Origin of the sequence: Rouxiella chamberiensis (assembly GCF_026967475.1) — a bacterium.
GTDB classification, from domain to species: domain Bacteria; phylum Pseudomonadota; class Gammaproteobacteria; order Enterobacterales; family Enterobacteriaceae; genus Rouxiella; species Rouxiella chamberiensis.
The window spans coordinates 4,609,223-4,621,154 of the sequence record NZ_CP114058.1; the positions used below are offsets into that span (position 1 = coordinate 4,609,223).

9 protein-coding genes and 2 pseudogenes are annotated in these 11,932 nt (G+C 53.9%); all 11 read left to right on the forward strand.

The window, feature by feature from the left end:
- Positions 1–44 precede the first annotated feature (44 nt).
- A complete protein-coding gene (ispC, locus tag O1V66_RS21550) occupies positions 45–1,241 on the forward strand; it encodes a 1-deoxy-D-xylulose-5-phosphate reductoisomerase (protein WP_045049456.1) in 1,197 nt (398 codons plus the stop codon).
- Positions 1,242–1,482: 241 nt separating this feature from the next.
- Entirely contained in the window at positions 1,483–2,241 is a 759-nt protein-coding gene (ispU, locus tag O1V66_RS21555) for a (2E,6E)-farnesyl-diphosphate-specific ditrans,polycis-undecaprenyl-diphosphate synthase (RefSeq protein ID WP_045049455.1), read from the forward strand.
- 9 nt (positions 2,242–2,250) lie between these two features.
- Positions 2,251–3,097, forward strand: a pseudogene (gene cdsA, locus O1V66_RS21560) (phosphatidate cytidylyltransferase).
- Positions 3,098–3,137: 40 nt separating this feature from the next.
- Positions 3,138–4,493 (forward strand): sigma E protease regulator RseP, encoded by a 1,356-nt coding sequence (gene rseP / locus O1V66_RS21565; protein ID WP_045049453.1) that lies wholly within the window; start codon positions 3,138–3,140, stop codon positions 4,491–4,493.
- A 35-nt stretch (positions 4,494–4,528) separates the two neighbouring features.
- Positions 4,529–6,952, forward strand: coding sequence for an outer membrane protein assembly factor BamA (gene bamA, locus O1V66_RS21570; protein ID WP_045049452.1), 2,424 nt, complete (start codon positions 4,529–4,531; stop codon positions 6,950–6,952).
- A gap of 170 nt (positions 6,953–7,122) precedes the next feature.
- A complete protein-coding gene (gene skp, locus O1V66_RS21575) occupies positions 7,123–7,623 on the forward strand; it encodes a molecular chaperone Skp (RefSeq protein ID WP_045049451.1) in 501 nt (166 codons plus the stop codon).
- Positions 7,624–7,625: 2 nt separating this feature from the next.
- The gene (gene lpxD / locus O1V66_RS21580) at positions 7,626–8,648 is read left to right on the forward strand and encodes a UDP-3-O-(3-hydroxymyristoyl)glucosamine N-acyltransferase (protein WP_045049450.1); all 1,023 of its coding nucleotides are present in this window, start codon (positions 7,626–7,628) and stop codon (positions 8,646–8,648) included.
- A 170-nt stretch (positions 8,649–8,818) separates the two neighbouring features.
- Positions 8,819–9,304 carry a 3-hydroxyacyl-ACP dehydratase FabZ gene (gene fabZ, locus O1V66_RS21585; RefSeq protein WP_072045121.1) on the forward strand — a complete coding sequence of 162 codons (486 nt, stop codon included), beginning with the start codon at positions 8,819–8,821 and terminating at the stop codon, positions 9,302–9,304.
- 3 nt (positions 9,305–9,307) lie between these two features.
- The gene (lpxA, locus tag O1V66_RS21590) at positions 9,308–10,096 is read left to right on the forward strand and encodes an acyl-ACP--UDP-N-acetylglucosamine O-acyltransferase (protein WP_045049449.1); all 789 of its coding nucleotides are present in this window, start codon (positions 9,308–9,310) and stop codon (positions 10,094–10,096) included.
- A gap of 56 nt (positions 10,097–10,152) precedes the next feature.
- Positions 10,153–11,301 (forward strand): lipid-A-disaccharide synthase, encoded by a 1,149-nt coding sequence (gene lpxB / locus O1V66_RS21595; RefSeq protein ID WP_045049448.1) that lies wholly within the window; start codon positions 10,153–10,155, stop codon positions 11,299–11,301.
- Positions 11,298–11,905 (forward strand): annotated as a pseudogene (rnhB, locus tag O1V66_RS21600) (ribonuclease HII). Before lpxB ends, rnhB begins: the two are co-directional and overlap by 4 nt.
- Positions 11,906–11,932: the final 27 nt, after the last annotated feature.

Below are 11,932 nucleotides of genomic sequence, written 5' to 3' on the forward strand. Positions count from 1 at the left end.
CTGTGTCACCTCCGATAATGACTTTCGCTATATTGAGTAACTTCATGAAGCAACTGACTATCCTTGGCTCCACGGGCTCCGTTGGCACCAGTACGCTTTCCGTAGTGCGTGCCAATCCTGAAGCCTTTGCCGTTCGTGCGCTGGTCGCCGGAAATAACGTTCAGACAATGGCCGGGCAATGCCTCGAGTTTTCGCCACAGTACGCGGCGATGTCCGATGAATCATCGGCTGCGGCGTTGCGGCGCATTCTGCAGGAGCAGGGTAGCAAAACCGAAGTGATGTCCGGCGTGCATGCCGCCTGTGAGCTGGCTGCGCTTGACGACGTGGATCAGGTGATGTCGGCAATTGTGGGCGCAGCGGGTCTGTTGCCGACTCTCTCGGCGGTCAAGGCCGGCAAGCGCGTGCTCCTTGCCAACAAAGAGTCACTGGTCACCTGCGGGCGCATCTTTATGGATGCCGTTCGCGAAAACAACAGCCAGTTGCTGCCTATCGACAGCGAACACAACGCGATTTTCCAGAGCCTGCCGGAGAAAGTGCAGCAGCAGCTGGGCTTTGCCTCGCTGGAAGAAAACGGCGTTTCGCGCATTATTCTGACCGGTTCCGGCGGACCTTTTCGCGAACTGCCACTGAACGAGTTCGATGCCGTCACACCGGAGCGTGCCTGCGCGCACCCAAACTGGTCGATGGGCCGCAAAATCTCTGTCGACTCCGCCACCATGATGAACAAGGGGCTGGAGTACATCGAAGCGCGCTGGCTGTTCAACGCCTCTGCCGAGCAGATGGAAGTGATTATCCATCCGCAGTCGATGATTCACTCGATGGTGCGCTACGTAGACGGCAGCGTGCTGGCTCAACTGGGCTCTCCCGACATGCGCACGCCGATTGCCCATGCAATGGCGTATCCACAGCGTGTTGCCGCCGGTGTCGAAGCGCTGGATTTCTGCAAAATGGGCGCGTTGACGTTCAATGAGCCTGACTTCGAACGCTACCCTTGTCTCAAGCTCGCCATCGAGGCCAGCCGCACCGGTCAGGCGGCGACCACCGCGCTCAATGCGGCCAATGAAGTCTCCGTTGCGGCGTTTCTCGCGGGCCAGATCCGCTTTGGCGATATCGCGAGACTCAACCAGCAGGTAATGGAAAAAACCCGCTCTGCGGAACCTGACTGCGTTGAAGAAGTTTTAGAGATAGACCGCTCGGCAAGAGAGAGTGCATTCTTGTTATTACAGTCTTTTAGTCTGTAATATTATGCGTCATCGAATGAGGTCGTTTGTTCGAACAACGTTGAAATGATATAGTCTGCGCCTCCTGACGACACATTATTGTGTTTTATAGCCGTACTTCTGTTTATTTGGTACGTTGAAAGTCAGGTAAGGCCGTGCCCGCAAGGTTTACGGCTTTTTAATGCGCAGGCTTCATCATGCACGTGAAAGCAAGTTACCCGGTGACGTCGTTAATTCAAGCTGAAGGAAAAGAGTACGAGTTATGTCGCTCGAGAATCAACAAATGACTGATACGACTTATCTGCTGCCGCGCCATGTTGCCATAATCATGGATGGAAATGGCCGATGGGCGAAACGTCAGGGAAAAATGCGTGTCTTTGGTCATAAAGCGGGAGTAAAGTCCGTACGCAAAGCCGTAAGCTTTGCTGCAAGCCATCATCTCGATGCGCTCACGCTTTATGCCTTCAGCAGTGAGAACTGGAATCGTCCGATTCAGGAAGTCTCGGCGCTGATGCAGCTTTTTGTCCGCGCATTGGACAGTGAAGTTAAAAGTCTGCACAAGCACAACGTCCGTTTGCGGATTATTGGCGATCTCAGCCGTTTCAGTCCGCGTTTGCAGGACATGATCCGCCGCTCCGAGACGTTAACCCAGAACAACGACGGGCTTACCCTTAACATCGCTGCCAACTACGGCGGGCGTTGGGATATTATTCAGGGCGTAAAGAAGCTGGCAGGCCAGATCGAAGCTGGTACACTGCGAGCGGACCAAATCACGGAAGAGGCTTTAGGTGCTTCAGTCTGTATGAGTGAGCTGGCGCCTGTTGACCTGGTGATCAGAACCGGTGGAGAACATCGTATCAGTAACTTCCTGCTGTGGCAGATTGCCTACGCGGAGCTCTATTTTACTGACGTCCTCTGGCCTGATTTTGATGAAAATGTCTTTGAAGGTGCGCTGAATGCTTTTGCACAACGCGAGCGCCGCTTCGGCGGAACGACACCTATCGGCGCCAATGCGTCCTAGGGAGAACTTTTGCTGAAGTATCGCATTATCACAGCTTTGATTTTGATTCCTATCGTCATTGCCGCACTTTTTTACTGCCACCGGTGGGTTTTGCCGTCGTTACTATCGTCGTTTGCATGCTGGCGGCGTGGGAGTGGGGGCAGTTTGCCGGATTCAAGTCACGTACTCAGCGTATCTGGCTTGCCATTATCTGTGGCTTCCTGCTTACCGCAATGATGCTCAGTCTGCCTGCCTACCAGCAGTCCGTGCATCTGATTCAAATCAGCGGTTCGCTGTGGCTCTCTCTGGCCTGGTGGATAGTCGCGTTCCTGCTGGTGATTGCCTATCCCGGCTCTGCTGCGCTGTGGCGCAGTTCGCGAACGCTGAAGCTGGTCTTCGGCCTGCTGACCATTGTTCCCTTCTTCTGGGGCATGCTGGCGCTGCGCCTTTACGGTTATGCAGAAAATCATTACAACGGCGCCTGGTGGCTGCTGTATGTGATGTTGCTGGTGTGGGGGCCGATTCCGGTGCCTACCTGTTCGGCAAACTGTTTGGCAAACACAAGCTCGCGCCGAAAGTCTCGCCGGGTAAAACCTGGGAGGGACTGATTGGCGGCCTGCTGACGTCGGCCCTGATTTCATGGCTGTTCGGGCGTTACGCGCCGCTGAACGTTGTGCCGGCCACTCTGCTTGTATGCTCCATCGTTGCCGCGCTGGCGTCGGTTCTGGGCGACTTGACGGAAAGCATGTTCAAGCGCGAGGCAGGAATAAAAGACAGTGGTAATCTCATACCCGGCCACGGTGGGATCATGGATCGCATCGATAGCCTCACTGCTGCGGTGCCGGTTTTTGCCTGCCTGATGCTGTTGGTGTATTAACGTCTCTGCCCGCGGCAGTGTTTAAGGAATAGTTGGGATTATGATGAACGTACTCTGGAGCCTGGCCGCCTTTATTGTTGCATTGGGGGTGCTTATCACCGTGCACGAATTTGGCCATTTCTGGGTCGCTCGTCGCTGCGGTGTTCGCGTTGAACGTTTCTCTGTCGGTTTTGGCAAGGCACTGTACCGCCGTACCGACAAACAGGGAACCGAATACGTGCTGGCCCTGATCCCGCTGGGCGGCTACGTCAAGATGCTCGACGAACGTGTCGAAGCCGTGCCGCCCGAGTTCCGCAATCAGTCCTTCAACAACAAAACCGTGCTTCAGCGCGCTGCCATCATCAGCGCCGGTCCTATCGCCAACTTCATCTTCGCCGTGTTCGCCTACTGGCTGGTGTTCATTATCGGCGTTCCGAGCGTGCGTCCGGTTATCGGCGAAATCACCCCGAATTCAGTCGCCGCACAATCCAATATTTCGCCCGGAATGGAACTTAAGTCCGTTGCCGGTATCGAAACGCCTGATTGGGATTCAGTTCGCATGGCGTTGATCGGCGAAATTGGAGACGCAAGAACGACCGTGGGCATTGCGCCGTTTGGCTCTTCCCAGGTAGTTGAAAAGCAAGTTGATCTCGCGGCCTGGAAATTTGATCCAGAGAAGCAGGACCCTGTCGTGGCGCTCGGAATTATTCCGCGCGGGCCGCAGATAGAATCCGTGCTCGCTCAGATTCAGGCCGATTCCGCTGCGCAGAAGGCAGGTTTGCAAGCGGGAGACAGGATCGTTAAAGTTGATGGTCAGGTTTTGGTAAGTTGGCAAGCTTTTGCCCTGCAGGTGCGCGATAATCCGGGCAAATCAATGGCGCTTGAAGTCGAGCGCAACGGACAACCGGTGAACTTAACGCTGATACCGGACACTAAAACAGTGGGAAAAGGGCAGGCGCAGGGTTTTGCCGGCGTAGTCCCCAAGATAATTCCACTGCCTGACGAGTACAAAACGATTCGCCAGTATGGACCGTTCATGGCGTTTTATGAGGCCGGGGATAAAACCTGGCAACTGATGAAATTAACGGTCAATATGCTGGGCAAGTTAATAACCGGCGATGTGAAGCTGAACAATCTGAGTGGTCCTATTTCCATTGCGCAGGGTGCAGGATTGTCAGCTGAATACGGATTCGTGTACTACCTGATGTTTTTGGCATTGATAAGTGTCAATCTCGGTATTATCAATCTGTTCCCATTGCCGGTGTTAGATGGGGGCCACCTGCTGTTTCTGGCAATAGAAAAGCTCAAGGGTGGGCCAGTTTCCGAGCGAGTTCAGGACTTCAGTTACCGCATTGGCTCTGTATTGCTGGTGTTGTTGATGGGGCTTGCACTTTTCAATGATTTCTCCCGTCTTTAACGGCGGGGATTAGGTTAGGAAGACGCATAACAACGATGGCGATCAAAAAGTTGCTCATAGCGTCGCTGCTGTTTGGCAGCGCGACCGTATACGGTGCAGACGGATTCGTAGTGAGAGATATTCATTTCGAAGGCCTGCAACGCGTTGCCGTCGGTGCGGCGTTACTCAATATGCCGGTACGCGTAGGGGATACGGTTACCGACGATGACATCAGTAATACCATTCGTGCCCTGTTTGCCACCGGCAACTTCGAGGACGTTCGTGTCCTGCGCGATGGTGATACGCTGGTAGTTCAAGTCAAGGAGCGCCCAACCATCGCCAGCATCACTTTTTCCGGCAACAAGGCCGTGAAAGATGACATGCTCAAACAAAACCTCGAAGCCTCCGGCGTTCGGGTTGGCGAAGCGCTTGACCGTACCGCAATCTCCGGTATTGAAAAGGGTCTGGAAGACTTCTATTACAGCGTCGGTAAATACAGCGCCTCCGTGAAAGCGGTTGTCACGCCTTTACCTCGTAACCGTGTTGACCTGAAACTGGTCTTCACCGAAGGTAAATCTGCGCAAATTCAGCAGATTAACATCGTCGGTAACCACGCGTTTACCACGGATCAACTGGTTTCCCAGTTCCAGCTGCGTGATGAAGTGCCCTGGTGGAACCTGATTGGTGACCGCAAATACCAGAAGCAGAAGCTTTCCGGCGACCTCGAGACGCTGCGTAGCTACTACCTCGACCGCGGTTACGCCCGTTTCAACATCGACTCGACTCAGGTCAGCCTGACGCCGGACAAAAAGGGCATCTACATCACCCTCAACATCCATGAAGGCGATCAGTACAAGGTTGCAGGCGTGCAGGTTGCCGGTAACATGCAGGGTCACTCGGCTGAAATCGAAAGCCTGAGCAAAATCAACAAGGGCGAGCTGTACAGCGGCGCCAAAGTGACCAAGATCGAGAACGACATCAAGGCCATGCTGGGCCGCTACGGATACGCGTATCCTACGGTGACCACGCAGCCTGAAGTCAACGACAAAGATAAAACCGTTATTCTGCACATCAGTGTCGATGCCGGTAACCGCTACTATGTGCGTCACGTTCGCTTCGAAGGCAACGACACCAGCAAAGACAGCGTGCTGCGTCGTGAAATGCGCCAGATGGAAGGCGCATGGCTCGGCAGCGACCTGGTCGACAAGGGCAAGGAGCGTTTGAACCGCCTTGGCTATTTCGACACGGTCGACGTGGACACCCAGCGTGTTCCAGGGACTACCGATCAGGTCGATGTCGTCTACAAGGTGAAGGAACGTAACACCGGTACCTTCAACTTCGGCGTCGGTTACGGCTCCGAAAGCGGCGTCAGCTTTACCGTCGGCGTGCAGCAGGACAACTGGCTGGGTACAGGTTATCAGGCAGGTATCACCGGTACGAAGAACGATTATCAGACCTATACCGAACTGACGGTCACCAACCCTTACTTCACGGTTGATGGCGTAAGTCTGGGCGGTCGTGTGTTCTATAACGACTTTAAAGCGGACGATGCGGACCTGTCCGAGTACACCAACAAGAGTTACGGTATTGGTGGCAACCTCGGCTTCCCGGTTAACGAAAACAACTCGCTGCGTCTTGGCCTCGATTATGTCCATAACGATCTGGACAACATGGAGCCACAGGTATCGATGTTCCGTTACCTGAACAGCGTAGGTGTCAATCCGAACGTGGTGGAAGGCAGCAATGACTCCGATGCAAGCTTCAGCGCGAACGATTTCTTCCTGACGCTGGGCTGGGGTTATAATAACCTTGACCGTGGCTTCTTCCCGACATCGGGTAGCAAAGCCAGCCTGAGCGGTAAAATTACCGTTCCGGGTTCGACCAACGAATACTACAAGGTCACCTTCGATGCCACGAGCTATCTGCCGCTTTCCGAAAGCCGCAGCTGGGTGCTGATGGGTCGTGCCCGCGCCGGTTATGCCGACGGTCTGGGTGGCAAGGAAGTGCCGTTCTACGACAACTTCTATGCCGGTGGTTCAAGCAGCGTCCGTGGTTTCCAGTCGAATACCATTGGTCCTAAAGCGGCTTACTACAACTGTGCGGCCGGTGCGACGTCTTATAAAGGTTGTCCAATCGACAACTCGGACGATGCCGTGGGCGGTAACGCAATGGGTCTGTTGAGTGCGGAACTTATCGTGCCGACACCGTTTGTTGGCGACAAGTATGCCAACTCGCTGCGTACCTCCGTGTTCGTCGATGCAGGTACTGTGTGGGATACCAACTGGGAAAACACGGCAGAATCTCTGGCGGCCGGTGTACCTGACTACAGCAAGCCGGGCAACATTCGCTCGTCATCGGGTGTGGCATTGCAATGGCAGTCTCCTTTGGGACCTCTGTCGTTCTCCTATGCGCAGCCAATCAAGAAGTACGATGGCGACAAGGCAGAACAGTTCCAGTTTAACATCGGTAAAACGTGGTAATCTGTTACCACGATTGAGCCAGACAAAGAATCGCAAGGCGAGAGTCTAGACTCTTGCCTTATCCCGAGTTCCCGGGGCGTTGGCTGACATGGCGACGCCTTCGGGAATGAAGGATAACTGCGTAAAATGCTGTGCCATACGGCACAAACGGGTGATGGAAGGAGTTTATAGTGAAAAAGTGGTTATACGCCGCAGGCCTCGGATTAGTTATGGCTGCTTCAGCTAGCGTTCAGGCTGCTGATAAAATTGGTGTTGTAAACGTTCAAGAAATTTTCCAGAAAATGCCTGCTCGTGAAGCTGTTGCAAAACAGCTGGAAAATGAATTCAAAGGCCGTGCAACGGCGTTGCAAGCTCAGGAAACTGCTCTGCAGTCCCAGATGCAAAACCTGCAACGTAGCTCTTCTACCATGAAGGCTGCCGATCGTGCCAAACTTGAGAAACAAGTTATGGCCAACCGTGAAGATTTCTCTGCAAAAGCACAGGCTTTTGACAACGACAATCGTAAGCGTCAGGCTGAAGAACGTAACAAAATCCTGGGCCGTATTCAGGATGCAGTGAAAACTGTTGCTGCCAAAGATGATCTCGACGTTGTCATCGACGCCAATGCCCTGGCTTATGCATCTCCAGATGCAAAAGACATCACTGACGAAGTGTTGAAACAGGTTAAATAAGCATGGCTTCAATTCGACTGGCTGATCTCGCACAGCAGTTGGATGCACAATTGCACGGTGATGGCGAACTCGTCATCACCGGCATTGCTTCAATGCATTCCGCACACTCTGAGCAAATCACGTTTTTATCAAACAGCCGTTACCGTGAACAGTTGGCTTCCTGTCTTGCAGGGGCTGTAGTGTTGACCGAAGCGGATCTGCCCTTCTGCCAAAGTGCGGCATTAGTGGTTAAAAACCCCTACCTGACTTATGCGCGCATGGCTCAGATCCTTGATACCACGCCTGCGCCTGCACAAGACATCGCTCCGAGCGCCGTTATCTCTCCTGATGCCAAATTGGGCAAACAGGTGTCGGTTGGCGCGAATGCAGTCATAGAATCCGGTGTAGAACTCGGCGATGGCGTGATTATCGGCGCAGGCTGTTTCATCGGAAAAAATGCAAAAATTGGTGCCGGTACCCGACTTTGGGCCAACGTTTCCGTCTATCATCGGGTCGAAATCGGTCAGAAATGTCTGATTCAATCTGGCACCGTGATCGGCGCAGATGGCTTCGGTTACGCGAACGATCGCGGAAATTGGGTTAAAATTCCTCAATTGGGAACCGTACTTATCGGCGATTCCGTCGAGATTGGCGCCTGCACAACCATCGACCGTGGCGCGCTCGACGACACGCAAATTGGCAACGGCGTTATCATCGATAATCAATGTCAGATTGCACACAACGTCGTGATTGGAGACAATACGGCGGTAGCGGGCGGTGTCATCATGGCCGGCAGCCTGAAAATCGGGCGTTACTGCCAGATTGGCGGTGCCAGTGTGATCAACGGCCACATGGAAATTTGCGACAAAGCGGTCGTCACAGGAATGGGAATGGTTATGCGACCAATTACCGAACCTGGAGTATACTCCTCCGGTATTCCGCTACAGACGAATAAAGTTTGGCGTAAGACCGCCGCGTTGGTTATGAATATCGATGAGATGAACAAGCGCTTGAAAGCTGTAGAGCGTAAAATCGAACAAGACTAAATTACCAACAAAAACCACTAAAAATCAATGAGTAAGGCGATGTTATTGTTCCCTAATCCGTTGCCTTAACGATTCTTAGTCTCTATTTGCGGCCTGCACAATGCTCCTCTTTGAGGGTCACGCAGGCCGTGCTATTGATGAAATCAGTAATTTTAGACAGGACGAGTATTTTGAGCACTCCTACTCACAATGATAACGAGCAAGAAGTTAGCCTAGAAGGTTTTGGTATTGGAGAAATACTTGAGCTGCTTCCGCACCGTTTTCCTTTTTTATTGGTTGACCGCGTCGTTGAATACACTCCGCACAAAACACTGCGTGCGATCAAAAACGTTTCGTTCAACGAACCATGTTTCCAGGGTCACTTCCCTAGCAAACCTATCTTCCCTGGCGTACTGATTCTTGAAGCCATGGCACAGGCAACGGGCCTGCTGGCGTTTAAAAGCGTAGGCAGACTGGAGCCGGGCGAACTTTACTACTTTGCCGGCATTGATAATGCACGTTTCAAAAAGCCGGTCGTTCCCGGCGACACCATGGTTCTGGAAGTTGAATTCCAGAAAACTCGCCGTGGCGTAACCTGGTTCACGGGTCGGGCTCTGGTAGAGGGTCAGGTAGTGTGTGAAGCCCAGATGATGTGCGCCCGTAGTCAGGAGAAATAATCCGTGATTGATAAAACCGCCTTTATTCACCCGAGTGCCGTTGTCGAAGAGGGCGCGGTTATTGGTGCTAACGTTTATGTCGGTCCTTTTTGCTATATCGGCTCTCAGGTCGAGATTGGCGAAGGTACCGAGCTCAAGTCACACGTCGTTCTCAATGGCGTGACCAAAATTGGTCGCGACAACCGCATTTTCCAGTTCGTTTCCATTGGTGAAATCAACCAGGATCTGAAATATGCGGGTGAGCCAACGCGTGTCGAAGTGGGTGACCGCAACAATATCCGCGAGAGCGTGACCATTCACCGTGGTACCGTTCAAGGCGGCGGGCTGACCAAAGTCGGTAGCGACAATCTTCTGATGGTCAATGCACACATCGCGCATGACTGTGTCGTGGGCGATCGCTGCATTCTCGCCAACAACGCGACACTGGGCGGCCACGTTCAGGTTGACGATCACGCTATCATCGGCGGCATGACGGCGGTTCATCAGTGGTGCATCATCGGTGCGCACGTGATGGTCGGCGGCTGCTCCGGCGTCGCGCAGGACGTGCCGCCGTTTGTTATCGCCCAGGGCAACCACGCCACCCCGTTCGGTATCAATATCGAAGGGTTGAAACGCCGTGGTTTTGACAAGCCTTCACTTCATGCCATCCGTAACGCGTACAAGATTCTGTACCGCAGCGGTAAAACGCTTGAAGAGTCACAGCCAGAGATTGCGGCCATCGCTGCCGAGTTCCCGGCAGTTAAACCGTTCAGCGATTTCTTTGCACGTTCTACTCGCGGCATCATTCGTTAATAGACGCGTGTGTTAACGGCTCGCTGATTCGGCCGCCTAACTGGATTGTATAAAAGATGGAAAAGCCCGTTCTGACAATCGGCCTGGTTGCCGGTGAAACTTCCGGCGATATTCTTGGCGCGGGGTTGATCCGGGCTTTGAAAAGCCATTATCCCGATGCCCGTTTCGTCGGCGTTGCAGGACCTCTGATGCAGGCCGAAGGCTGTGAAGCCTGGTTTGAAATGGAAGAACTGGCGGTAATGGGCGTGGTGGAAGTGCTTGAACGTCTGCCACGCCTGTTGAAAATCGGCAATGAACTCACCCGGCGTTTTACCGAGCTCAAGCCCGACGTCTTTGTCGGTATCGATGCGCCCGATTTCAACCTCAGGCTCGAAGGCCGGTTGAAGCGGCAGGGGATTCGCACTATTCACTATGTCAGCCCGTCGGTTTGGGCCTGGCGACAAAAGCGCGTTTTCAAAATTGGCAAAGCCACCGATCTGGTGCTGGCTTTCCTGCCTTTTGAAAAAGCGTTTTATGACAAATTCGACGTGCCGTGCCGCTTTATTGGCCACACGATGGCCGATTCGATCCCGCTGGATCCCGATAAAGGTCTGGCACGTGAAACGCTCGGCATTCCACACGATGTCCACTGTCTGGCGCTGTTGCCCGGAAGTCGTCACGCCGAAGTGGAAATGCTCAGCGCCGATTTCCTGAAGACCGCGCTGCTGCTGCGCCAGCATTATCCCGATTTGCATATCGTGGTGCCGCTGGTCAATGCCAGACGTCGCGAACAGTTCGAGCGCATCAAGGCCGAAATCGCGCCCGATCTTCCCGCGCATCTGCTCGACGGACAGGCGCGCAACGCCATGATAGCGAGCGATGCCGCGCTGCTGGCTTCGGGTACCGCCGCGCTGGAGTGTATGCTGGCGAAATGTCCGATGGTGGTGGGCTATCGCATGAAGCCGTTTACCTTCTGGCTTGCGAAACGTCTGGTGAAAACGCCTTACGTGTCGCTGCCGAATCTGCTGGCAGGTCGCGAAATTGTCACCGAACTGCTCCAGGAAGAGTGCGTGCCCGATAAACTCTCTGTTGCGCTGCTGCCTCTGCTTGCCGGTGGCGAGAAGAGCCACGCGTTGAAACAGACCTTCCTGACGCTGCACGAAAGTATCCGCCGCGATGCCGATGAACAGGCGGCGCAGGCTGTGATTGAATTGGCAAAAAAATGACAGAAATTTTTGTTTACCCCCAGGCAAATCTGATTGCCGGTGTTGATGAGGTCGGTCGCGGCCCGCTGGTCGGCGCTGTCGTTACGGCGGCGGTTATCCTCGATCCTGCGCGTCCTATCGCCGGTCTGGCCGATTCAAAAAGCTCAGCGAAAAGCGTCGCGAGTTTTTGTACGAAGAGATTAAAGAAAAGGCGCTGGCCTGGAGTCTTGGCCGTGCAGAGCCTGAAGAGATTGATGAAATCAATATTTTGCAGGCTACGATGCTGGCGATGCAAAGGGCGATTGCCGGTCTCGCCGTGGTGCCCGAGTTTGTGCTGATTGACGGCAACCGCTGTCCGGCACTGCCGATGCCATCGCAGGCCGTTATCAAGGGGGATAGCCGTGTAGCCGAAATCAGCGCCGCGTCCATCCTTGCCAAAGTAACGCGCGATCGTGAAATGGTCGCACTGGACCTGGCGTTTCCCGAATACGGCTTTGCGAAGCACAAGGGGTATCCGACCGCCGCGCATCTCGAGCAGCTTGCCCTTCACGGCGCAACGGCTCATCATCGCCGCAGCTTCGGACCTGTCAGAAGGGCGTTGCAGGACGCAGTATTTCCGCGCTAGTTTCGGTATTATATCGGCACCGATTTC